This is a genomic window from Salinimicrobium marinum (genome assembly GCF_014651535.1).
GTDB lineage: Bacteria > Bacteroidota > Bacteroidia > Flavobacteriales > Flavobacteriaceae > Salinimicrobium > Salinimicrobium marinum.
In genome coordinates this window covers 454,890-480,081 of the sequence record NZ_BMXB01000001.1, presented here as the reverse complement: position 1 = coordinate 480,081, position 25,192 = coordinate 454,890, and the positions used below count along the sequence as shown (strand labels likewise).

The 25,192-nt window shown below is 41.5% G+C and carries 21 protein-coding genes; 12 read left to right on the top strand and 9 right to left on the bottom strand.

Annotated features, from left to right (window positions below; all coding sequences use genetic code 11):
• The 3 genes from IE056_RS02100 to IE056_RS02090 form a co-directional block, all read right to left on the bottom strand.
• A complete protein-coding gene (locus IE056_RS02100) occupies positions 1–837 on the bottom strand; it encodes a glucosaminidase domain-containing protein (RefSeq protein WP_189602962.1) in 837 nt (278 codons plus the stop codon).
• 1 nt (position 838) lies between these two features.
• Complete coding sequence (locus IE056_RS02095; protein ID WP_189602961.1) at positions 839–1,762, bottom strand: 1-aminocyclopropane-1-carboxylate deaminase/D-cysteine desulfhydrase; 924 nt, start codon at positions 1,760–1,762, stop codon at positions 839–841.
• Between the two features lie 370 nt (positions 1,763–2,132).
• Entirely contained in the window at positions 2,133–2,459 is a 327-nt protein-coding gene (locus tag IE056_RS02090) for a hypothetical protein (protein ID WP_189602960.1), read from the bottom strand.
• A gap of 32 nt (positions 2,460–2,491) precedes the next feature.
• Here IE056_RS02090 and IE056_RS02085 point away from each other — a divergent pair, with 32 nt between their 5' ends.
• The 4 genes from IE056_RS02085 to IE056_RS02070 all read left to right on the top strand — a co-directional run bounded on the left by IE056_RS02085 (position 2,492) and on the right by IE056_RS02070 (position 7,154).
• The gene (locus tag IE056_RS02085) at positions 2,492–2,668 is read left to right on the top strand and encodes a C1orf53 family protein (protein ID WP_189602959.1); all 177 of its coding nucleotides are present in this window, start codon (positions 2,492–2,494) and stop codon (positions 2,666–2,668) included.
• Between the two features lie 3 nt (positions 2,669–2,671).
• The gene (gene hutU, locus IE056_RS02080; protein WP_189602958.1) at positions 2,672–4,696 is read left to right on the top strand and encodes a urocanate hydratase; all 2,025 of its coding nucleotides are present in this window, start codon (positions 2,672–2,674) and stop codon (positions 4,694–4,696) included.
• Between the two features lie 18 nt (positions 4,697–4,714).
• Positions 4,715–5,257, top strand: a complete 543-nt coding sequence (locus IE056_RS02075; protein ID WP_189602957.1) for a DUF4136 domain-containing protein — start codon at positions 4,715–4,717, stop codon at positions 5,255–5,257.
• Between the two features lie 139 nt (positions 5,258–5,396).
• On the top strand, positions 5,397–7,154 hold the full coding sequence (locus IE056_RS02070) for an aromatic amino acid hydroxylase (protein WP_189602956.1): 1,758 nt from the start codon (positions 5,397–5,399) through the stop codon (positions 7,152–7,154).
• Between the two features lie 134 nt (positions 7,155–7,288).
• Here IE056_RS02070 and IE056_RS02065 read toward each other — a convergent pair whose 3' ends face one another.
• The 3 genes from IE056_RS02065 to alaS form a co-directional block, all read right to left on the bottom strand.
• On the bottom strand, positions 7,289–7,903 hold the full coding sequence (locus IE056_RS02065) for a DUF4230 domain-containing protein (RefSeq protein WP_189602955.1): 615 nt from the start codon (positions 7,901–7,903) through the stop codon (positions 7,289–7,291).
• A gap of 57 nt (positions 7,904–7,960) precedes the next feature.
• On the bottom strand, positions 7,961–8,908 hold the full coding sequence (locus IE056_RS02060; protein ID WP_189602954.1) for a GSCFA domain-containing protein: 948 nt from the start codon (positions 8,906–8,908) through the stop codon (positions 7,961–7,963).
• A gap of 90 nt (positions 8,909–8,998) precedes the next feature.
• A complete protein-coding gene (gene alaS, locus IE056_RS02055) occupies positions 8,999–11,611 on the bottom strand; it encodes an alanine--tRNA ligase (protein ID WP_189602953.1) in 2,613 nt (870 codons plus the stop codon).
• A gap of 137 nt (positions 11,612–11,748) precedes the next feature.
• Here alaS and IE056_RS02050 point away from each other — a divergent pair, with 137 nt between their 5' ends.
• From IE056_RS02050 to IE056_RS02030, 5 genes are read left to right on the top strand one after another with little or no spacing between them, the layout of a single operon-like run.
• The gene (locus tag IE056_RS02050; RefSeq protein ID WP_189602952.1) at positions 11,749–12,726 is read left to right on the top strand and encodes a M23 family metallopeptidase; all 978 of its coding nucleotides are present in this window, start codon (positions 11,749–11,751) and stop codon (positions 12,724–12,726) included.
• Positions 12,726–13,055, top strand: a complete 330-nt coding sequence (locus IE056_RS02045) for a MerR family transcriptional regulator (protein ID WP_189602951.1) — start codon at positions 12,726–12,728, stop codon at positions 13,053–13,055. Before IE056_RS02050 ends, IE056_RS02045 begins: the two co-directional genes overlap by 1 nt.
• A gap of 2 nt (positions 13,056–13,057) precedes the next feature.
• Complete coding sequence (locus tag IE056_RS02040) at positions 13,058–13,657, top strand: LemA family protein (protein WP_189602950.1); 600 nt, start codon at positions 13,058–13,060, stop codon at positions 13,655–13,657.
• 12 nt (positions 13,658–13,669) lie between these two features.
• Positions 13,670–14,104 (top strand): TPM domain-containing protein, encoded by a 435-nt coding sequence (locus IE056_RS02035; protein WP_189602949.1) that lies wholly within the window; start codon positions 13,670–13,672, stop codon positions 14,102–14,104.
• A gap of 2 nt (positions 14,105–14,106) precedes the next feature.
• Positions 14,107–14,901: a TPM domain-containing protein gene (locus IE056_RS02030; protein ID WP_189602948.1), complete on the top strand. Its 795-nt coding sequence runs from the start codon at positions 14,107–14,109 to the stop codon at positions 14,899–14,901.
• Between the two features lie 491 nt (positions 14,902–15,392).
• Here IE056_RS02030 and IE056_RS02025 read toward each other — a convergent pair whose 3' ends face one another.
• The 3 genes from IE056_RS02025 to era form a co-directional block, all read right to left on the bottom strand.
• On the bottom strand, positions 15,393–18,164 hold the full coding sequence (locus IE056_RS02025) for an outer membrane beta-barrel protein (protein WP_189602947.1): 2,772 nt from the start codon (positions 18,162–18,164) through the stop codon (positions 15,393–15,395).
• Between the two features lie 95 nt (positions 18,165–18,259).
• Positions 18,260–19,567: a ribosome biogenesis GTPase Der gene (gene der / locus IE056_RS02020; protein ID WP_189602946.1), complete on the bottom strand. Its 1,308-nt coding sequence runs from the start codon at positions 19,565–19,567 to the stop codon at positions 18,260–18,262.
• 505 nt (positions 19,568–20,072) lie between these two features.
• Positions 20,073–20,957 (bottom strand): GTPase Era, encoded by an 885-nt coding sequence (gene era / locus IE056_RS02015; protein WP_189602945.1) that lies wholly within the window; start codon positions 20,955–20,957, stop codon positions 20,073–20,075.
• Between the two features lie 146 nt (positions 20,958–21,103).
• Between era and IE056_RS02010 the strand changes: the two genes are divergently transcribed.
• From IE056_RS02010 to IE056_RS02000, 3 genes are all read left to right on the top strand, one after another.
• On the top strand, positions 21,104–21,760 hold the full coding sequence (locus IE056_RS02010) for a class I SAM-dependent methyltransferase (protein WP_189602944.1): 657 nt from the start codon (positions 21,104–21,106) through the stop codon (positions 21,758–21,760).
• Between the two features lie 270 nt (positions 21,761–22,030).
• A complete protein-coding gene (locus IE056_RS02005; protein ID WP_189602943.1) occupies positions 22,031–23,572 on the top strand; it encodes a SulP family inorganic anion transporter in 1,542 nt (513 codons plus the stop codon).
• 183 nt (positions 23,573–23,755) lie between these two features.
• Entirely contained in the window at positions 23,756–25,183 is a 1,428-nt protein-coding gene (locus IE056_RS02000; protein WP_189602942.1) for a TonB-dependent receptor, read from the top strand.
• Positions 25,184–25,192 lie beyond the last annotated feature (9 nt).

The window sequence follows — 25,192 nt, the reverse complement described above, 5'->3', positions numbered from 1 at the left end:
TTACATTGGGGTGACATAAAGTGTCTGTCCTATAGAAATGGTCGACCCCGTTAAATTGTTATTCTTTTGTAGTTGTTCTACACTTGTGTTGTATTTCCTGGCGATAGAATATAGGGTATCCCCTTTTTGAACCACATGCCTTTCTGAAGTTCTTCCCTTTTCCTCATAAACAATAAACTCATTTCCCAATACCTCTGCATCATACCGGTGAAGCTGGTATCTTTCAATCAGGCTGATCAATTTTGCCGGGTACGCCCTGTCTGTTGCATAACCTGCCGCTTTAAGGCCTTTTGCCCAGCCTTTGTAATCGTCTGGCCTCAGCTCAAAAAGGGCAGCATATCTTTTTCTTTCGGTAAGAAACAGCGAGTGATCCCTGAAAGAATATTTGGCATCATTATATTTTCTGAAACATTCCTGTGACCGGTCATCATCGTGAAAAACCTGACCGCCTTTCCAGCCGTGACATTTAATCCCGAAGTGGTTGTTTGCTTTTCTGGTCAGCTCCCCTACTCCGGCACCCGATTCCAGGATTCCCTGTGCAAGTGTAATACTTGCGGGAATCTTATAAATTTGCATTTCCTCCTGCGCAATGGGCGCATAGGTATCAATGTAATAAGCAACTTTATCGGTGTAGGCAGATTTGGGGAGATTTTCCCGTACGTTGTGTTCTCTTTCTGCAGGAGTAGATTCATTTGCATTCCTACCAGAATCTGTTCTTCTTTGAACTGTCCTTTCCTTATTCTGTTTATCCTTACCGCCAAAAATCTTTTTGGTAGTGTTACAGGAGGCTGTTGCCAGCAATAACAAAAGAATAAGTAATTTGTAATTAAATTTCATGCTACACATCAATTTGAGGTAAACCTTTCTTTTTCAACATTTGGTTCATTCCGGAAATTCCCTGCAACCCGCCTGTATGAACGGCTAAAATACGAGTATTTTCAGGAAAATGACCTTTCTCTATAAGATCGAAAATTCCGTACATCATCTTTCCGGTGTACACAGGATCTAAAGCAATGCCATATTGGAGCCTGAATTTATTAATAAAGTTGATCAATTCCGAATTTACCTTAGCATAACCGCCAAAATGATAATCTATTGTAAGTTTCCAATTATTTTTCTCTGTCCGTTTATTTACTTCTGAAGTCAGGAAATCTCCTTTTAGAGCAGGAAAACCGAGAATTTTCTGATTTTCAGTAGAAGATTTTATAATGCCCGAAATGGTTCCGCCGGTACCCACAGCGCAGCAAACTATATCAAAATTTTTATCTGCATCCTTTAGGATCTCTTCACAGCCTTTGATCGCCAGGGCATTTGTACCACCTTCGGGTACAAGGTAAAACGATCCGAATTTCTTCTGAAGCCATTGTATCATTTCCTCGGAATCTTTCTCCCGGTATTCCGATCTGGAAACAAAATCGAACTCCATTCCGCAGGAAGCAGCAAACTTCAAGGTTAGATTCTCCTGAAGGGTTTTCTGAATATCCTTCCCCAACTCTTCCCCACGGATTACTCCGATGGTTTTGAGTCCGTACAACCTTCCGGCAGCAGCGGTTGCTGCAATGTGATTGGAATAGGCACCTCCAAAGGTTAGGATAGTATGCTGCTTTTGAGAAATGGCTTCCCGGATATTGTATTTTAGTTTCCTGAATTTATTTCCTGAAACTTCAGGATGAAGCAGGTCTTCCCGTTTCAGGTATACCGATACGCCATTTTCTTCTGTAATAAATTGATTGGGAACTATTTTTTCCTGAACCAGCGCCATTTTTGAAGGATAAAATGCAAAGGTTCAAAAAAAACTTTCATACCCGAAAGGTTTCACCACGAATGCTCAAATAATTTTGGGTTGTTACTTCGAATCTTTTCGGCGACTGAGAAATCTCTTGTAACCCTTTCATACTCGTCTGCGATTTCACGCAAAGTTGCAAAGTTGTTCGCAGAGGACGGAAAGCTTACCTTCCAAACCTGCAGTGTTTCTTTTAACCTTGTAGGTTTACTATTGATACCTACACATTTTAACCCTGAACTTTTACCACGAATCCATGAATATTTAAAATTCCTTTTCGAAAAGGCCATTTCGGCGACTGAGAAAACTATATACCGACTCACTTTTCCATGCAGAGCTAATCTTAATCTTATAAAAACTTCAGAAAATTCCAGAAACTACGTCGTTCCATATATTCAGGATCATCTTCATGAGAATAGGCTTCTCTCTCAAAGCATATTTTACTGTACGCTTTATAAGCATCTCTGTATTTAATAAGACGTACAAAATACTCCAAGACATACCACAGGAAAAAGAAAATGATCAACAGCTCCTGTTGTTGCTTCACATGTATGCGTTCGTGATTCATAAAAACAGGATCGTCTTTAAGTTCTTTCCGTTTTACAACTATAAATGGCCAGAGCACGATTCCGTCGAAACCCTTGGCAAGGATGTATTTATTTACCACCACGAACATGGCAACAATATAAGAAATGCTATTTTTGCGATATGAGTTTTCCGAAGAAAAAAATTCCGATGGAAGAAGGGGATTATTACCTTACCCCCGAGGGCTACCGTTGCTTTACAGAACAGTATCACTTAAAAAGAGGTTACTGCTGTCAAAGCGGTTGCCGCCACTGCCCATACGGATACAATACAAAAACAGATCAACAGAAGAAAAAGTAAGATATGAGCTTCAACGATGAGATATTAGAAGGTATCCCGAACCATTTACCTGCGCCAAAACCGATTGACCAAGAAGTAAACCATGCGCCAAAACGTAAAGATATCCTCTCTTCTGAAGAGAAAAAATTGGCATTGAGAAATGCCTTACGCTATTTCGACAAGAAACACCATGAAACATTACTTCCGGAGTTTTTGGAAGAGCTGAATTCCTTCGGAAGGATTTACATGTACCGCCTGCGTCCAAATTATAAAATGTACGCCAGGCCCATTCAAGAATATCCGGGTAAAAGCGAGCAGGCGAAAGCCATCATGCTAATGATTCAGAATAACCTGGATCCAGAAGTGGCCCAACATCCGCACGAACTGATCACCTACGGCGGAAACGGAGCCGTTTTTCAAAACTGGGCGCAGTATCGCCTGGTGATGAAATATCTTGCCGAAATGAATAACGAGCAGACGCTGGTGATGAACTCGGGACATCCATTGGGTTTATTCCCTTCGCATGCCGACGCTCCCCGGGTCGTGGTCACCAACGGAATGATGATCCCAAATTACTCAAAACCAGATGACTGGGAAAAGTTCAATGCCCTTGGCGTTACCCAATACGGACAAATGACTGCAGGAAGCTATATGTACATAGGCCCTCAGGGAATTGTTCACGGCACCACGATCACTGTCCTCAATGCACTCCGAAAAATTTCTCAAAAACCCAATGAAGGCGCTCTTTTTGTTACCTCCGGACTTGGAGGCATGAGCGGTGCACAGCCAAAAGCCGGAAATATTGCCGGCTGTGTTACAGTTTGTGCAGAAGTAAATCCAAAAGCGGTTATGACAAGGCATTCCCAGGGCTGGGTAGACGAGGTGATAAAAGATCTTGAGGAACTCTCCCAAAGAGTGAGAAAAGCTAAGGAGCAAAAAGAATCTGTTTCCATCGCGTACCAGGGAAATGTGGTAGATGTTTGGGAACATTTTGCGAAAGAAGACATTCAAATTGATTTGGGAAGCGACCAGACTTCCCTGCACAATCCGTGGGCAGGAGGATACTATCCTGCAGGGCTTTCTTTTGAAGAATCCAATCTCTTAATGGCTGAAGAACCTGAAATTTTTAAAGAAAAAGTACAGGAAAGCCTGCGTCGCCAGACGGATGCCATTAACAGCCATACTAAAAAAGGCACCTACTTCTTCGACTACGGGAATGCCTTCTTACTGGAAGCTTCTAGAGCCGGAGCAAAAATTCACCGTGATCCCGAAGGGCATATGATCGAAGCCTCTTCAGCCGAAGAAGGGATCGATTTTGCTTATCCAAGTTATGTGCAGGATATCATGGGCCCCATGTGCTTTGACTTCGGATTCGGACCTTTCCGCTGGGTTTGCGCTTCAGGAAAAAAAGAAGATCTTGCAAAGACAGATGCAATTGCCACTCAGGTTCTACAGCGACTTCAGGAAAACGTTCCGCAGGAAATTCAGCAGCAAATGCAGGATAATATTCAGTGGATCCAGGGTGCACAGGAGAACAAACTGGTGGTAGGGTCACAAGCCAGAATTTTATATGCAGATGCACAGGGACGTATGGAAATTGCCAAAGCTTTTAATGATGCGATCGCAAAAGAAGAAATAGGAACGGTGATTTTGGGAAGGGATCACCATGATGTTTCGGGCACCGACTCTCCTTACAGGGAAACCTCAAACATCTATGACGGCTCCCGGTTCACGGCCGATATGGCTATACAAAATGTAATTGGCGACAGCTTTAGAGGTGCTACATGGGTGAGTATTCATAACGGCGGCGGAGTTGGTTGGGGAGAGGTGATTAATGGAGGATTCGGTATGGTTCTTGATGGAAGTAAAGAAGCAGAAAGACGACTTAACTCTATGTTATTCTGGGATGTAAACAACGGAATTGCGAGAAGATCCTGGGCCCGGAATGAAGGGGCACTTTTCGCAATTAAAAGAGCAATGGAAACTGAACCTCAGCTGAAAGTTACGCTTCCAAATATGGTAGAAGAAAGTCTACTAAAGTCATTGTAGAACTTAAAAAACTTAATTATGAGATTTCTAAAAATTACTCCCGTACTACTCATGTTCGTGCTGGTTTTCGCCTCTTGTAACAGTGTGAGGGTTGCGACCGACTATGACAGAGAGGTGAATTTTGACCAGTACCAGAGCTTTGCCTTCTTTAAGCCTGGAATAGACAAGGCAGAAATTTCTGATCTTGACAAAAAGAGGATCTTACGCGCCATAGAATCTGAAATGATGTCCAACGGCTTCACTAAATCGGAAAATCCAGATCTGCTGGTGAGCATATTTACCAAAACGAAAGAAAATATTAATATTTACAACAATAACTTCGGATATGGTTACGGTTGGGGATGGCATCCGTGGTACTGGGGAGCCGGTCCAAACACCATAAATTCAACCACCGATGGAACGCTGTATATTGATCTAATTGATGCTGAAGATAAAGAACTTGTTTGGCAGGGAATGGGAACCGCAGCCCTTGCTAAAAAAGTGGATAAAAAGCAGGAAAGGATCAATGAAATTGTGAGAGAGATTATGGAAAAATATCCTCCACAAACCGAAAGAAGATAAAAATATCCCCCCTAATTGATGAAAGCCACTAATTCGATATACTGAAGTAGTGGCTTTCTTCTTTTTAACGGCGCATAAGATAACGTTTTCGTAAATCCTTAATTTTGTATCTTTAGAGCCCGGCACAGATATATATTCTATGGAAAAGGAAATTGAATCAAATGAAATAATAGAACGCCTTCCGGCGCATCTAAAACAATTCATTAAACCGCAGAACTACAAAGATTACACAGCCATTAACCAGGCTGTGTGGAGGTACGTTATGCGAAAGAATGTGGAATACTTAAGCAAAGTTGCCCATTCTTCTTATCTGGACGGACTCAAAAAAACTGGTATTTCCATAGATTATATTCCAAATATGTATGGGATGAACAGAATCCTTAAAGGGATTGGATGGGCTGCCGTAGCTGTTGATGGATTCATCCCTCCTACCGCTTTTATGGAATTCCAGGCGTTTAATGTACTGGTGATCGCCAGTGACATTCGGCAGCTGGAACATATTGAATACACTCCCGCTCCCGATATTATTCATGAAGGAGCCGGTCATGCTCCAATTATCGCAAATCCGGAATATGCAGAATATTTGCGAAGGTTTGGGGAAATTGGCTGTAAGGCAATTTCGAGCGCCAAAGATCATGAGATCTATGAAGCTATAAGACACCTCTCCATCATCAAAGAAGCGGAAGATACTCCGGAATCTGAAATTGCTGCTGCAGAGAGAAAAGTGGACGAGCTGCAAAATGATGTTCGAGAGCAAAGTGAAATGGCCCAGATTAGGAATTTGCACTGGTGGACGGTTGAATACGGACTCATAGGAACGCCTGAAGATCCGAAGATCTATGGCGCCGGACTTCTTTCTTCAATCGGGGAAAGCGCCTTATGCATGACCGATAAGGTCAAAAAGCTGCCGTACAACATAGAGGCTGCAAATCAGGATTTTGATATAACCCGGCCTCAGCCGCAATTATATGTAACCCCAGATTTCGCTCATTTAAGTCTGGTACTGGAACAATTTGCGAATAAAATGGCCATCCGGGTGGGTGGTCTTGAAGGATTGAAAAAACTGATCCATTCCAAAAACCTCGGAACAATAGAACTCAGCACCGGAATTCAGATTTCAGGTGCATTTTCAAAAGTGATAGAGCATGAGGGGAAACCTGTTTACTTTCAAACCACAGGAGAAACAGCCCTTGCATACAGGGAAAAGGAACTGGTGGGGCATGGTACTGTAAACCATCCCAAAGGTTTTGGCTCCCCCGCGGGGAAACTAAAAGGAATAAACCTGGCAATAGAAGATATGAGTCCGCGGGATTTGCGGGCATATGACATCTATGAAGGGGAAAATATCCGATTTGAATTTGAAGGAGGCGTAGTTGTTTCGGGCGAGATCATTACCGGTACCCGAAACCTCCAGGGAAAGATCATCCTGATTAGTCTTCGGAATTGTACGGTTACTTATCAGGATCAAACGCTGTTTAAACCTGAATGGGGAAATTATGATATGGCAATCGGAAAAGAAGTGATTTCAGCATTTGCAGGTCCTGCAGATGCAAAATCCTTTAACCTCATCACCCATAAAACATCGTCTACTACCATTAAAAGCAAGAAAACGCCCGAACGGGAGGAACTGGAATCCTTGTACGAATCGGTTAGAAATATCAGGAAAGGAAAAAGCACAAAATTTTCTTTGGAAGCCGCTTTTGAAATCCTCCAGAAACACCATCCCAAAGACTGGCTTCTTTCTGTGGAGATCTATGAGTTGATTTATGATAAGGATGAAAAAATTTCTCAGCAGGTACTAAAACACCTGGAAGATGTAAAATCCCGAAGGCCCGAAGCGGCCCACTTAATTGATGGGGGCATTAGTACTGTAAATTCGGGGATGATAGTTTATTAGAAAATTAGAGGTACGAGGTTTGAAATACGAAGTCAGGCAAATCGTGATTTTTGATTTTACGACCTATGCCAGAAAACATTACGTGGACATTTGGAATTTGGAATTTCCTCATTGGGATTTTTATCGGAAAACCCTTATAACTTTAAATCCTCCATAGCATCTGGATTCGTAAATTCTTCGTTATTATACTGAAGTGTCCAGCCTAAGGTATTGGTGAGAATATAAATTTTCTGAAGTTCACTTATCAGCCGATTTTTTGCATTCGATTTTAAAGTAGAGTTTTCCACTTTCTCACGCATGGATTTATTGATGCGCTGCTTGATCTTGTTGAAGTCGGATGCATCGAACTGATTCAGGTAATCCTGGGTGACATCATAATATTTAATATCTGGATTTATTGAGATCTCTTCTTCCGGAATATGTTTGATGATCACCGTTTTATTTTCCTCATCCAATTCCACCTCAAGTTTGCTGAAATCGTACGCTACAGTAGCAGTCGCATTCACCACGATAAGTGCCTTTTTCCTAGCAGAAAGCACATCCAGATAAAACTTTTTTGAATCATTATAGGTATAGACCTGAGAGAAAGTCCCTTCGGTTACCACCAGTTTTCCAACATTTTTTATTTGTTCCTGTATAAGCGCGGTATTCGCTTCCAGGCGGTCCCGCTCGTTATCCCTGTTTTCACAATACCTCACACCAAATACTACAAGAAGAACCAATAAAGCACCAATAAGAAAATTTCTCATAGAAAAGTTTTACCCTACAATATACAAATAACAGGCCCTTTTTGAAGGTATAAGTTGTTAGAACTCTATGTATGGAAATTTTACCTGTAGTTCCTGAATTTTCTGCTGAAGCTTGCTCCTGAATTGCTGATGTGCTTCGGAATCTTCATTAAAAGGTTTATGAGCCAATCCCTTCTGAATTTTTTCCACTTCTTCTGAAGTCTTCTGCGTTTCGGGAGACATCCAGGTCTCTACAAATCGCTGCCAGATGTAATCAACGGCAACTGAATTCGGGTGGATCATATCTTCTGCATAAAACCTGTAATCACGGAGCTCGTCCATCATGATCTCATACGACGGGAAATAACTTCTCCTAATCCCTGGAGCGGGAATTTTTAAAAGCTCGTGAATAGCCGTAATCAATCTCGCTTTGCTTTGCTGGTTCTCCATGAAGCCGTCTCTAAGATGACGTACAGGGGAAACCGTAAAGATGACAGTGGCTTTTGGATTAATTGTCTTAATGACTTCCACGCAGGATTTAAGACCAGATTCGACCTCCGTAAGTTCTTTAAAGAATTTCTTTTGCGGAAGTTTATGACAGTTGGCTACAGTTTTGCCTGTTTCCAAAAATTTATAGCCCCAGGCGGTGCCGGGAGTGATAATTATATGCGAAACACTCTTTAAAAATGAGTAAGTTTCCTCAACAGCAGCATTCAAATCCTGAAGCATCTTATCTTTATCGGGATTGCTCAAAGCAGAATGTGCATCAAACGAATGCCAGCGCTCATTATGAAAAAAAATGTCATTTTCAGAAAAAACATAGCGAGATCTTACCTTTTCAAGAAAATTACTGATGGCAGCTGGATGAAATAAAATTCCGAATGGATTTTGGAGCGTCCTGAATTTATGGTACTCCAGCCTTTTTCCGATATTTTCAACAAAACAGGAACCCAGCAAAAGGACTTGAGAATCATATCCTATTGCCGGTTCTTGTGTTTTGATTGGTATTTTGGTACGGAATTCCATTTCCCCTTCTCTTCGATCCTCTTCCCAAAGGGGAAGGTTAGTTTTTATAGATTAGAAGCTCCTGAAATAAATTCAGGATAACGCATTAATTTATTTCACAAATTCTATCGCTTTCTGTAGTGCTTCATTTAAACCTTCGGGGTTTCTACCTCCCGCAGTGGCGTAAAATGGTTGTCCGCCGCCGCCGCCCTGGATATATTTTCCCAGGTCTTTGACCACTTTTCCTGCGTGAAGATCCTTTTCCTTCGCCAAATCTTTTGAAATGAAGCAGGAAAGTAAAGCTTTTCCGTTTTGTTCTGTTCCGAAAAGCAGGAATAAATTATCAAATTCATCTCCAAGTTGAAAGGAAAGATCTCTAATTCCGCCGGCATCAAGATCTACCTTTTTGGCAAGGAAGTTAATTCCGTTGATCTCCTGAATTTCATTTTTCAGATCGCCTTTCAGGTTTTTTGCTTTTTCTCTTAACAGGACTTCGATCTGCTTCTTAAGCTCATTATTTTCTTCCTGCAGGTTTGATATCGCCTTTACAGGATCTTTGGCATTTTTCAGAACAGCTTTTACTTCCTGGTAAGCTTCTGCCTGTTCAGTGAAATATGCTTTGGCAGCATCTGAAGTGATCGCTTCGATCCTTCGGATTCCTGCGGCTACAGCTCCTTCAGAAATTATTTTGAAATACCAGATGTCGCCGGTGTTTGCCACATGCGTTCCTCCACACAACTCGGTTGATTCTCCAAAGTTAACCGCTCTTACAGTGTCTCCATATTTCTCCCCGAACAAAGCAATGGCTCCGCTTTCGATCGCTTCCTGGTACGGAATTGCACGCCTGTCCACCAAAGGAATATTTTCAGAAATACGTGCATTGACAAAATCTTCCACCTCCTTCAACTCTTCGGAAGCAACTTTGCTGAAATGGGAAAAATCAAACCTCAAATAATCAGTTTGCACCATAGAACCTTTTTGCTCTACGTGTGTCCCTAAAATCTTTCTCAACCCCTGGTGCAGCAAATGTGTGGCCGAGTGATTGGCTGCTGTTTTCGTTCTTTCGGTAGAATTCACCACCGCTTTAAAGAACACAGATACATCTTTCGGCAGCTTTTTAACCAGGTGAATGATGAGGTTATTTTCTTTTCGAGTGTCAACAACACTGACTTTTTCTCCGTCGGGACTTTGTAAAAAGCCTTTGTCACCAATTTGCCCGCCGCCTTCAGGATAAAATGGCGTCTGATCCAATACGATCTGATAAAGTTCTCCCTCTTTTTTGGATTCCACCTTTCTGTAACGGGTAATCTTTACTTCAGCATCTAAATGATCATAGCCTATAAAGCCTTTGTTTTCTACTTCTGAAACTATTTCCCAATCGCCTGAAGTTACTTTCGAAGCGTTTCTGGAACGATTTTTCTGCTTCTGAAGCTCTTTTTCGAATTCTTTTTCATCCAGGTTCAACCCCTGCTCCTCTAAAATAAGGGCTGTAAGATCTATAGGAAAACCATAGGTGTCATATAGTTCAAAAGCTTTTTTTCCTGAAACTGTTTTCCCTTCGGTTTCCTTTACGATCTGGTCCAGCAATACCAATCCCTGATCCAGGGTTCGTAAAAAGCTGTTTTCCTCTTCTCTTATTACATTTTCAATAAGGTTCCTCTGAGATTTCAATTCTGGGAAAGCTTCTCCCATTTGATCTGTTAAGGATCCAACCAGTTTACTGATAAACGGCTCTTTCTGATTTAAGAAGGTAAACCCGTAACGAATGGCACGTCGAAGAATCCGTCTTATTACGTAACCCGCTCCCGTATTTCCGGGCAGCTGTCCGTCGGCAATGGCAAAAGCCACTGCTCTAATATGATCTGCAATTACCCGAACGGCAATATTTACCTGTTCGTCATTTCCGTAGGTAGTACCGGTAATTTTTTCAATCTCTTTGATAAGAGGAGTAAAAACATCTGTATCATAATTGGATTTTACATCCTGTAATACCATACACAGTCGCTCAAAGCCCATTCCCGTATCCACGTGCTGCTGCGGAAGTTTTTCCAGCGAACCATCAGCCTTACGGTTGAACTGGATAAATACCAGGTTCCAGATTTCCACTACCAGTGGATGATCCTGATTCACCAGCTCTCTTCCCGATACTTTTGCTTTTTCTTCAGCAGAACGAATATCCACATGAATTTCGGAAGAAGGACCACAAGGCCCCTGGTCTCCCATTTCCCAGAAATTGTCTTTTTTATTTCCGAAGATGATACGGTCTTCAGGAATTATTTCTTTCCAGAGGTTCAATGCTTCCTGATCTACAGGAATCCCTTCAGCTTCATTTCCTTCAAAAACCGTCACGTATAAAATATCCTTGTCGATCTTGTAAACTTCTGTCAAAAGTTCCCAGGCCCAGGCAATGGCTTCCTTTTTAAAATAATCACCAAAACTCCAGTTTCCCAGCATTTCGAACATGGTGTGGTGGTAGGTATCCTTACCCACTTCCTCAAGATCGTTGTGTTTTCCGCTCACTCTAAGGCATTTTTGGGTATCTGTAATACGCGGACTTTTAGGAGTTCCGTTCCCAAGAAAATACTCCTTGAACTGGTTCATTCCCGCATTGGTAAACATAAGAGTAGGATCATCCTTGATCACCATAGGAGCAGATGAAACTATGGTATGGGATTTATTTTTAAAAAATTCGAGGAAATTATTTCTGACATCCTTGGACTTCATGCACTGTATTTATTAAAGGTCTGAGATTATTATTATGACGGTGAGAAAACAATTTTTATATTTGTTCGTTTCTCAATCTAACTGTTGCACCATTTTTGCAACATTAAATTATAAGCAAAAATAGCATAATTTAACTTATGTCGAAGGTTAAATATTATTACGATAGCGAGACGCTTTCTTATAAAAAGATTGAGCGGAAAAAGGGCCGCCGAATAGGTTTTGCCCTGGTTACTATCCTCGGGATTTTTCTTGCTGCGTTCTTACTTCTTGTGGTTTACCTTAATATTCCACAAATTGAAACTCCCAAGGAAAAAGCCTTGAAAAGAGAACTGGAGAACATGAAACTCCAGTACGGGCTGCTCAACCGAAAAATGGAACAGGCGCAACAGGTATTGGCCAACGTTGAAGACCGCGACAACAACATCTACAGGTTGTATTTTGAAGCTAACCCTATTCCGGAAGAACAGCGAATGGCCGGTTTTGGCGGGATTAACCGCTACAGAAACCTGGAAGGCTTTGAAAATTCCAAACTAATTATTGACAGTCATAAAAAACTGGACGTCCTTACAAAAAGGATCGTAGTGCAGTCACGCTCTCTAGACGAAATAGCAAGTCTTGCCGAAGATAAAGAAAACCTCCTGGCTTCAATTCCCGCTATTATGCCGGTAAAAAATGAAGACTTAAAAAGAATGGCTTCGGGATATGGATGGAGAACAGATCCCTTTACCAAGGTGAGAAAATTTCACTACGGAATGGATTTCACTGCACCCCAGGGAACCCCGGTATATGCTACCGGAGACGCAGTAGTGGAACGTGCTGATAACCGATCCAGCGGATATGGAAAACACATAAGGCTTGATCATGGCTATGGCTATGTCAGTTTATATGGTCATCTTTACAAATACAATGTAAAAGTAGGTCAGAAAGTACGGCGTGGGGACCTGATTGGTTTTGTGGGGAGCACCGGAAGATCGCAGGCACCGCACGTACACTATGAAATTTTTAAAGACGGAGAAAAAATCAACCCTCTTAATTTCTATTACGGACAATTATCGCCTGCAGAGTTTGATGAAATTCTTGAACAGGCACAACAAGAAAACCAATCTCTGGATTAATGCACGTAGATCTGCCCCAAAAATTATATTACGGAATAGGAGAAGTAGCCGATGCATTTGGCGTCAAAACTTCTCTTATCAGGTTTTGGGAGAAGGAATTTGACGTTATTAAACCAAAGAAAAATGCCAAGGGAAATCGTAAATTCACTCCTGAAGATATTAAAAACCTTGAACTCATTTATCATTTGGTAAAGGAAAGAGGCTTCACTTTAGAAGGTGCTAAAACCCACCTGAAGGAAGAAGGACACAAAACCCTCACAAATTTTGAAATCATAAGGAAACTGGAAACAATAAAATCAACATTGATCAAATTAAAAAATCAACTATAACTATGAAAAAGTGGCTTATCCCTGTATTAATAATTGGTGCGATTGTACTCATAGCGTACTGGATGTTCGCGGGAGTTTATAATACGGCTGTACAAAAAGAAGAAGATGCAAAAACAGCCTGGTCTCAGGTGGAAAATGCATATCAGCGAAGAAACGACCTTATTCCTAATTTAGTTAGTACGGTAAGAGGTGCTGCCGATTTTGAGCGAGAAACCCTTTCTGATGTAATTGAAGCACGATCCCGTGCTACTTCTGTCAATGTAGATGCCGATAACCTGAATGAAGCGCAAATGGAACAATTTCAGGAAGCGCAACAACAGGTGTCTTCTTCCCTTTCCAGATTACTGGTTACCGTAGAACGATATCCGGAATTAAGGGCTACCCAGAATTTCCAGCAACTCCAGTCCCAATTGGAAGGAACAGAAAACAGGATCAATGTGGAAAGAAACCGGTATAATGAATCTGTAAACAATTACAACATTTATATTAAACAGTTCCCGAACAACATTATCACAGGCATGTATGGCTTTGATGATATGCCAAGGTATACTGCAGATCCCGGAGCTGAGAATGCCCCTGACGTGGATTTCGATTTTAATTAAAAACTAAAAGTCATGGCGAAAGTAGAGGAATTCCTGAGCAAGAAAGATGAAGAAGAAGTGGTGGAAGCCATACGGACTGCCGAAAAAAAGACTTCGGGAGAGATAAGGGTGCACCTGGAGAAATCCAGCAACGGAGACATCTGGGAACGTGCCATGGAGGTATTTCACCTTCTAAAAATGGACAACACCAAAGCATCAAACGGAGTATTGATCTATGTTGCCGTGGAAGACCGGAATTTCATTATTTACGGAGACAAAGGCATCAATGAAGTCGTGCCAAACGATTTTTGGGAAAGCACCAAAGATGCTATAGTCGATCAATTTAAAAAAGGCAATTTCAAACAAGGCCTCATTGATGGGATCTTAAAAGCAGGACAGCAACTTCAGGAACATTTTCCATGGACCGAAGATGTTAAAAATGAACTTTCTGATAAAATCTCCAGGTAGGAATGCAATATTTGAAACATTTTCTAAGCGTATTATTCCTCCTGTTTGCTTTTTCAGTAAATGCTCAAAGGGATATCCCACCCAAGCCAGGCGACCAGACCAGCGTTTATGACGAAGCAGACGTCTTAAGCCAGTCGGAGGAGCAAAATCTCGAAAGGAAACTTATAAATTACGCAGATACTACCTCCACACAGATTGTAATTGCAACCATAGAATCCCTGCAGGGGGAATACATCGGAACTTATTCTGCGGAATGGGCCGATGAATGGGGAATTGGACAGGAAGGGGAAGACAATGGTATTTTCATTCTTCTTTCTGAAGAAGACCGGAAGATCTGGATCACTACCGGCTACGGGATCGAATCTTACCTTACCGATGCTCTTTCTAAAGATATTACCGAAAACATCATCCTTCCGGAGTTTAGAAGCGGAAGCTACTACAACGGACTCGACAAAGGTACAACCGCTATCTTTCAGGTGTTGAACGGCACTTATGAAGGTTCGGGAAGACCGGTTAACAACACAGGTGCTTCTCCCCGATTTATATTTTTAGCACTCATCTTCATAGTATTTCTGGTTATTCTAAGTAACCGGAATAAACGTGGGGGCGGAAAAGGTGGTTTGCGAAGAGGTGGCTCCCTACTGGACGTAATTGTACTCAGCAGCCTTGGCCGTGGTGGCTTTGGCGGAGGCGGTGGTTTCGGTGGCGGAGGTGGCGGCTTCGGTGGAGGCGGCGGTTTTGGAGGTGGCTTCGGTGGAGGCGGCTTTGGAGGCGGTGGCGCCGGCGGCGGTTGGTAATCTTTTTAGTTGGAAGTGTTTTAGTAGGCAGTTTTCAGTCTAATGTTAATTGATCAGTGGTCAGTGAGCAGAAAGAAAGCTGACGAAAATTTTATTTCATAATGGTATTCTGTAAATACTGTTTTCCAATTGAAAAGCAGAATTTACTTCTTCAGAAGTGATCGGCGCTCAATGAGCAGTAAAATAAAGTTGGTTTGGAATGGTCAGCTCCTCTTTCAGTGTCTAATTGAGACTCTAGAAATTTCACGCAAAGAAAAATAAGAAAAATGCAAAGCACGCAAAGAGCTATCGTACAGACAACTAGTATTGATTAAAGATCCATGCCAGTAAATGGGGTAACCATCTCTACAGTTTTGGAATTTTCGAATTTTTTCAGGGGTCTTTTCTTTGCGATCTCTGCGCCAAACTTTGAGCCCTTAGCGAGAAATAACTCTTCATTACAGCTTTACTACATCACTTCGTCACAACATCACTCGCTCTAAAAATCAACTTCACATCCTGATCACCCCACCTCGTCCTTTGTTCGGATCTTTTCCGCCGAATTTACTCAGCTTATAGGTAAAGCTTAGCATGAAATATTGTTCAAGGATCAATTCCTGCCGGTCTTCGACAAAATCCTGACCTGTAGTTCTGGAAGTACTTACGTTCTCATTCAGTAGGTCATATACTTTGATCTTCAGGGTAGCATCATCATTGAGAAACTGGTACCCCAGGCTCATGTTCCATAAGATTGCGGTAGGGTCAAACCCCGGGGCAACATTTCCGAAGTAATTATAGGAAAAATCATTTCCGAAAACCACATTTTCGGGCCAGTAAGTAGTTGCCTCGATTCCAATAGTGTGGTTGGTAAACTCCTCTTCCCGCCCCATGTTGATGTCATAATTAGTAAGTACGTAGCTAAGCTCGTACCGCGGATTAAACTCTACAAGCTCATTGTAGTTATACCCAAGTCTCACACTGGGCCGAAAGCTATAACGATCGGCATTAAATTTCTGAAGGTTTGTAAAACCTACCTGCCTGCCGTAACCGAAATTACCACCCAATCGGTAACTGAATTCTGTTTGCTCTTTCTTATATCTTTTATTGTAAAAACTTCCCAGATTGGCATCAATGCCGCCATCAACGTTGGTATAGGTGGTTCTGCTTAAAAGACCTTCGGTAACGGTAAAAGGCACCACCTGGTCTTGTGTAATCGTGAAGGAACCATAAGTGCTCAGTCCGCTGCGGGTGGCAAAATCAAAATTGTGGTAGCCGAGATTCACCCTGTGGGAAAAAGTTGGATCAAGATCGGGGTTTCCTGTAATGATGTTCAAAGGATCTGTAATATTCTCTACCGGCTGTAATTGCCTAATGGAAGGAATATTAGTATCTGTATTATAATACAAATAAAGACTGGAACCTCTTTTGATCTCATATCGTATATTGGAACTCAGGTAAAGATTGTTAAAATCCTTTTTCAGGTTATTTTCTGCAATGAAGTTTTCGCTATCCAGAGAAGTGTTCAGAAGCCCCACATTAAAGGATGTCCGCCACTTTGTTCCTTCATAGTTAAGTCCCACATTAGGAATATGCTTTACACTGTTTATTTCGAAGGCATTGCTTAAAGTTTCATTAAAGCTGGTGTAGGAGCCTGTTTCTTCATTAAAATCATATACATTTCGCTCATTGCTGGAATTTTCTGCACGATATTCGTATGACAGATCGAGGAACAGCTTGTCCCTAAGCACCGACCGTTGGGTAAGTCCAAGCGTGTACTCATTTGTCTCGTTAGCTTCATCGATGAACTGATTACGAATATCTGAACTTTGCAGAACATCATCTTCATAAAATAACCTTTCTGAAAAGAAATTATTCTGATTTTCCTGCTCACTATTCCTGTTCCTGAAATCTACCTGCAAGTAAGCTCCCCAGCTCCCAAACTTTTTAATGAAATCTATATGGTTGCTGAAATCTGTGCTATGCAGCTCTTCATTGTCGAGGGTAGAAGTATTCACCACATTTGTGGGATCTGTTCTTTCCGAATCTCTCGTCCTGCGGGAAAATCCATCATTGATTTGAAGGGAAGGACGAATTGAGATTCTTGTTAGCGTATCTAACTCAACTTCAAAATTGGCGTTCGCCCTATGGCTGTCATTTACCATATTTCCTGAAGAAACAGAATTTGTAAAGAAAGTTCCTTCCGGAAGAAAAGTTTCTCTTTCTACAACAGATCTGGTTTCGGTATCATTTCTTCCGAAGAAATAATCAGCATTGAGTTCGTATTTTTCATCCCATTCATTGGTGAAATTGAATCCTGCCGTTTCACTTTTGGTGATTCCGCCCCCGGTTCCGAAGCTGTTCCCGTTAATGCTGAAGCCGCCATTGCTGTTAAAGGACATTCGCCTCACGCCACCCCGGCCCATCATATCATACACCTCATCAAAACTGAATCCGGAGCTGTTGATATTATTGGAACTTGCAAGGGCACTCACCCGCAACTCGTCTTTAAAGTAATTGCCGATTCCGCTGAGTTCATAGCGCTCGTCGGTACCACCCCCTGCTGTTGCCCGGGCAAAATATCCGCGGTTCTTATCTTCCTGAATGGTTATGTTGATGGTTTTATCATCGGGATTTCCGGCTTTTCCGGTAAATTCCTCTGTTTTTGTCTTGGTATCCACCACCTGGATCTTATCAATGATCTCCTTCGGAAGGTTTTTAGTGGCAATTTTAGGATCATTTCCGAAGAATTCTTTTCCGTTCACCAGGATCCTGGAAACCGGTTTTCCGTTGACGGTAATATTTCCCTGGGCATCTACTTCCACTCCGGGAAGTTTCTTCATCACGTCTTCCAGGTTTGCATCCTGGCGGGTGTTGAAAGACGCAGCATTGAATTCCAGCGTATCTGTTTTGACCGTTACCGGCGACCTGTTGGAAACCACTGTCACTTCATCCAGCTCATTGGTTGCAACAGCCATTTCTATGGCTCCAATATTTTTTGTGCGCGGATTTAAAACTACAATTTGATTCAGGGGGGTATAACCCGCATAACTTCCCGCCAGTCGAAGGGAGTCGCTACTGTCTGATCCTGCTATGGTAAAATTACCTTCACGATCTGAAATGGTATAGGAAACCAGCGTACTGTCTGAAAGCCGCTCCACAAAAACAGTGGCAGATTCAAGAGGAAAACCTTCCTCCTGATCCACTATTTTACCGGTAATTTCAAATTTTTGTGCAGTTGCTGAAAAGGTCAGAAATGACAGATAGAGGAAAATGTAAAATTTCATTTAAACTTAAGTTAGAGAGCTGGGTAAAACTATAAAAATAGTTGGTTCTATTCTATAGTTTAGACTCTTCCTTTTAAATTAAGTTTAACCGAAAGTTATTTTTTTCTGAAATAAACTGAAACAGGAACCCCTGTAAAATCAAATTCTTTCCTCAGTTTGTTCTCAAGAAAACGTTGATAAGGCTCTTTTACGTATTGTGGCAAGTTACAGAAAAACGCAAACTGCGGCTGCGGAGTTGGTAACTGCATACAAAACTTAATCTTAACATATTTTCCTTTATAGGCCGGCGGCGGATACGCTTCAATAATAGGAAGCATGATATCATTCAACTCACTGGTCTTGATCTTTTTGCTTCGGTTCTTGTAAACATCTACCGCAGTTTCAATCGCTTTAAAGATGCGTTGTTTGGTAAGTACCGACATAAAAATGATTGGTACATCTACAAAAGGTTCCATTTCACGACGAATATTCTTTTCATATTCCTTCATGGTATTGGTTTCCTTGTCTTCTATCAAATCCCACTTGTTGACAAGGATCACGACCCCTTTACGGTTTCGCTGTGCAAGCCAGAAAATATTCTGCACCTGCCCGTCAAAGCCGCGGGTGGCATCCATCACGATCAAACATACATCACAATGTTCAATAGCCCGTACAGACCTCATCACCGAATAAAATTCCAGGTCTTCCTTTACTTTGGACTTTCTTCTGATTCCGGCGGTATCCACCAGGTTAAATTCAAATCCGAAGCGGTTGTATTTTGTATCAATGGAATCCCGGGTAGTTCCCGCGATATCGGTTACTATGTATCTTTCTTCTCCTATAAGTGCGTTGATAAAAGAAGATTTACCTGCATTGGGACGGCCTACCACAGCAAACCGCGGCAATTCAGATTCCTCTACATCAGGTTTTTCAGGAAGAGCCTCTACTAAAGCATCCAGAAGTTCTCCCGTACCGCTTCCGCTGGTACTGGCAATTGGATAGAACTCCCCTAATCCAAGAGAATAAAATTCCACTGCATTCTCCAGTCTTTTGGAATTATCTACTTTATTGACCGCTAAAAGAACCGGTTTATTGGAGCGGCGTAGCAAATCGGCCACGGCCTCATCCATGGAAGTAACGCCAGATTCGACGTCGACCATGAAGATAACAGCATCAGCTTCATCAATGGCCAGCTTTACCTGCTTATCTATTTCAGCTTCAAAAACATCATCACTTCCTACAACATATCCACCGGTATCGATCACTGAAAAATTACGACCGTTCCAGTCACTCTTACCGTAATGACGGTCTCTGGTTACCCCGCTTACAGAATCCACAATGGCTTCCCTTCGCTGAATTAACCTGTTAAAAAATGTTGATTTCCCTACATTTGGCCTGCCCACAATGGCTACAATACTACTCATATTCTTTTTCTAAAATTCTGGTGCAAAATTAGGCTTTTTTATTTTAAGATATAACTAAGAAATTCCATTGGGAAAATCCTTCATTTCAGCGCGATCAGGCTAATGAAAAATCACTCCTGCTTCTTCTAACTTATCGTGCTCCATTCTCCTGTATAGATGAATACACGATTAGTTATTTTATTAGTTAATGTATTTTCTGGCAGCATCCTTTTTTCAAGCTCAAGACACAGAGAGTGTGAAGAAAAATATTTTACTGAGAAAAATTCCAGATGCCAGATCGGTAAATATCTTATTTGCAGGAATATATTCATGCGATAACCTTCACAATCCACGAATACAGCATAATTATTTATTAGTTCAGGAATTATTCTCGGTAGTACCTCGAGTAGATAATCTGGTTTTCGAAAATTCGCGCTAAGGATTCTTATTATAGAACTCCTGGCTCTCAATTCAAGAAATCCTCCAGATTTTCATCCTTCTAACCTCGTATCTCAAATTTCTTATTCTACCTTTCGTTGTACCCAAACCTTCGTAACTGCCGGGCATCACTCCGCCAGTTTTTGTTCACTTTTACGTAAAGTTCCAGGTGCACCTGCTTTCCGAAGAATTTCTCAAGGTCTTTTCGGGCCTCCACTCCTACTCTTTTCAATGCTGCTCCTTTGTGGCCTATAATGATCCCTTTTTGGGTTTCACGCTCTACCATAATCACACTTCTCATCCTGATAATCTCCTCTTCTTCAAAAAATTCTTCGGTGTCGATTTCGACGCTATAAGGAATTTCCTTTTTGTAATGCATCAGGATCTTTTCGCGGATGATCTCGTTTACAAAGAATCTTTCGGGTTTATCTGTAAGGGTGTCCTTCGGATAAAAAGCGGGAGATTCAGGAAGGAGTTCAACGATACGGTTGAATACTTCAGAAACATTGAATCCCTGCAAAGCAGACACCGGATAGATTTCAGCATTAGGAACCTTTTCCTTCCAGAGCTGCACCTGATCTTCCAGCTGCTCCTGATTTGATTTATCGATCTTATTCAGCAGTAACAGAACAGGAATTTCAGAATTAATGATCTTATTAAAAAATGCTTCGTCTTTTAGTTCTTTTTCGCCAATTTCTACCATATACACCAGCACATCGGCATCTTCAAAAGCCGACTTCACGAAATCCATCATAGATTCCTGAAGCTGGTACGCAGGCTTTATAATTCCCGGGGTATCACTCAGGATCATTTGAAAATCTTCTCCGTTCACAATCCCTAATATTCTGTGGCGGGTAGTTTGTGCTTTGGAAGTGATAATGGAAAGCTTCTCCCCTACAAAGGCATTCATTAGGGTAGATTTCCCAACATTAGGATTCCCTATGATATTCACGAAACCGGCTTTATGCGACATAATTACATTTTTTACAAAGATATTTGTTTTAAAAAGGCCTTCCTAAGTCTTTTCATAAAATTAATAATTAATAAGGAAGCGGTAAATCCTGGAGATTCTCCTTTTCCATTGCCTAATTTATTAATTTAGGCAATAAATCCAGGAATATGACACCAGCCTGTCCTTTATGCGGGGAAACCGGAAATCTGTTCTTTGAATCCCCCGGTATGGAGTTTAATAAATGTGACAACTGCTTTGGCATATATGCCTCCCCTTCTTTTTTACCGGATGCAAAAACAGAAATTGATCGTTATCAAACCCACAACAATGATGTAAATGATATCCATTATCAGAATTTTATTTCTCCAATCGTAACTTCAGTTTTAAAAGATTTTTCTACTGAAGCGCATACAGGGCTGGATTACGGTGCAGGAACGGGGCCTGTGATCACCAAAAAGTTACGAGACTGCAATTTTGAAATCTTTCCTTACGATCCATTTTTTTCGGATGATAAAGAGTTGCTGGAGAGAAAATATAATTTCATTGTCTGCTGTGAGGTAATGGAACATTTTCACCATCCGGAAAAAGAGTTTAAAAGATTAAAAGATTTGCTCCTTCCCGGGGGAAAACTTTATTGTATGACGCATCTTTACGCTCGCGAAATTGATTTCCCCGGCTGGTACTATAAGAATGATCCCACCCATGTTTTCATATATCAAAAAGAAACCCTGGATTATATTGTGCAGAAATTGGGATTTTCGGGAGTTGAAATAAACAAGAGACTGATTATATTTTCTTCACAAGAAAGAAAAACCAACTCTTAAATCAGCGATAATGCAAAATTTCCGCTGCTGAATTCTAGCATAAACACCCTAAAAAATAAGAAATCCATAAATCCCGTTCAATAATCTGTTTCCTTCCTTTTTTCTTTAAATATTTTTTTTTTACTTTTGCCCGCTCTTATGAAGCACGGCAGAACGATATTATCCTCTTTGATTACCCCGCCCTAAGGCTGCCCCACTTTCTACCTGATTTTCAACTATATTTCCTTCGGAACTATTCCGTATTTACATATCATTTAATTGTTTTTAAAGATGAAAAAGATTTTCAACCTTTTCGATTTTTCGCAAAAAGTAGATTATAAAATAGAAGTAATGGCAGGGCTTACAGTCGCCCTTGCTCTTATCCCTGAAGCAGTAGCATTTGCCATGATCGCCGGCCTCTCCCCTCTTACCGGTCTGTATGCTGCTTTTGTAATGGGACTTGTCACCTCTATTATAGGTGGCCGCCCGGGGATGATCTCTGGAGCAACAGGTGCAGTCGCTGTAGTCATTGTAGCTCTGGCAATTTCCCACGGGCCGGAGTATGTTTTTGCAACGGTTATATTAGCCGGACTCATCCAGGTTCTTGCCGGGGTACTGCGTCTTGGTAAACTTATTAGGCTGGTTCCGCATTCTGTGATCTTTGGATTCGTAAACGGTTTGGCGATCATTATCTTTATGTCTCAGCTTGACCAGTTTAAAACCGCAAATGAAGCAGGGGAACTGGTCTGGATGACCGGAGCACCGCTTTATACCCTACTTGGCCTTGTCGCTATTACTATTGCCATTATTGTAGGGTTACCAAAACTGACCAAAGCAGTTCCTGCCAATTTGGTGGCCATTTTAGTAGTATTTGGACTGGTAGCTTTCCTGGGGATCGAAACCAAAACAGTAGGAGATATTGCATCTATTAGTGGAGGTTTTCCTCCATTTCATATTCCAATGGTTCCTCTAAGCTGGGGAACTTTGGCACTTATTTTTCCTTATGCCGCCATTATGGCCGGGGTTGGCTTGATTGAAAGTTTGCTTACGCTGAATATTGTAGATGAAATCACCGAAACCCGTGGCCGCGGAAACAAAGAATGTGTGGCACAGGGAACTGCTAATGTCCTTTCAGGATTCTTCTCGGGAATGGGTGGATGTGCCATGTTAGGTCAGAGTTTGATCAACGTCTCTTCGGGAGCACGAGCAAGACTGTCGGGAATTGTAGCGGCGGTAAGTTTGCTGATTTTCATCATGTTTGCAGCCGATATTATTGAGCTGTTACCAATGGCTGCCTTAACGGGACTTATGATCATGGTAGCCGTGGGAACTTTTGAGTGGGCCAGTTTAAAAACCTTCAGAAGAATGCCAAAATCTGATGTTCTGGTAATGGTTCTGGTAACTTTAGTAACCATTCTCCTTCATAACCTTGCCCTTGCCGTACTGGTGGGAGTTATTATTTCTGCGCTGGTTTTCGCCTGGGACAACGCTAAAAGAATACGTGCAAGAAAGAGAACCGATGAAGATGGTATTAAGCATTACGAATTATATGGGCCTCTTTTCTTCGGATCTGTACAGGCGTTCAATGAAAAATTTGATGTCCTGAACGATCCCGATGAAGTGATCATAGATTTTTCTGAAAGCCGTATCGTCGACATGTCTGGAATCGAAGCGGTCAATAAGCTTACTGAAAGATATGCAAAACAAGGAAAAAAGTTACATCTGCGACATTTGAGTGAAGACTGCCGAAGATTGCTGAATAAGGCAGATGCCATTATTGAAGTGAATATCTTAGAAGATCCCAACTACAAAGTTGCTGTAGACGATCTTTAGATACAGGATTACAAAGGAGGATGCCAGCAAAGTGTTTCACAAAATACACTTTGAGGCAGCTTTTATGTTCCCAATTCTTAAGAAAATGTGAGAATTCTCATTTTTACGAAATCCTTTTCTTAAAGTACTCGCGGGGAAATATTTATCTTCTTAACTTTAAACTTTAATTGAAAACATAACACCATGCCAACAAATCTGATTGGAGATCAGGATTTTAACACCACCCCAACCATAAAGAACAAAGCCTTAAGAGTAAACCTAAACGAGAGTATTTACGGCACCTTTGCAGAAATAGGTGCAGGCCAGGAAACAGTAAGAAATTTTTTCAGGGCAGGGGGCGCTTCAGGAACTATTGCCAAAACTCTAAGTGCCTATGATAAAGAATTCAGTGATGCTATCTATGGGCTCGAACCCCAGGGAAGATACGTGACCGAAGCCCGGTTAAAAAGTATGCTTTCCACCGAAACACGACTTATCGAAGAGCGCCTGAAAAGGGACAAACACCCCGACAAGTTGTTTTTTAGCTATGCCAATACCGTAGCAACTATAGATTTTGCTAAAAAGTACAAAGGCCATGGCTGGCTTGGCATAAAATTTCAGGCACATCCAAAACAGGAGTACAGTGAAATTTTACTGCATATCCAGTTCCATCAGAATTCGGCTGTACACCAGCAGATCACTCTGGGAAAACTCGGAGTTAACCTTATCTACGAAGCTTTTTACAACCATGATAACCCAAAACAACTTTTAAAAAACCTGTACGATCACATCAATGACGATGACATTGAAATTGACACCATCAATTTCACCGGACCTCTTTTTGAAAAAGTGGACAACCGGTTAATGAGTCTCCAGCTTGTAAAAAACGGCATGACCGAAGCAGTAATGTTCGCGCCAGACGGGAACAATGTATTACCTGCCAGCGTGCTTTACAAAAAGAATATCCTTACCCTTAGGGGGAGTTTCAGGCCTGTGACGAGGGTAAATATGAGCATGTACGAGAAGTCTTTAGAACTTTTCCTGAATGAAAGGAAAGTGGACAGGGAAAAAGCGGTGGTAATTTTTGAAATCACGCTTTCCAACCTGAAAGCTGAAGGTGAAATAAATGAGAAAGATTTTCTTGATCGCGCAGATTTGCTGGGTTCTTTGGGGCAAACAGTAATGATCTCCAATTTCCAGGAATACTATAAAGTAGTGGAGTATTTCTCACAGCACACCAAAGAGAGAATGGGTCTTACCATGGGTGTAAACACCTTCATTGACATCTTTGATGAAAAATATTATCGTCATCTAAGTGGGGGAATCCTGGAAGCCTTCGGAAAATTATTCTTTAAAAGCCTCAAGATCTATTTGTATCCCTTAAAAGATCCGGATACGGGAGAAATTACCACCAGCGAAAACCTGCAGGTGCATCCAAGAATGAGAGAATTGTATCAATATTTCAAAGACAACGGACGTGTAGTGGATATCACCGATTTTGATCCTGAAATCCTGGATATTTATTCACGGGAAATACACCAAATGATCGTCGAAGGAAGGTCGGGATGGGAAGATATGCTCCCAGAAACCACTACCGCAATGATAAAAGAAAAGAACCTGTTCCGAAGTTAAAGTATTGGA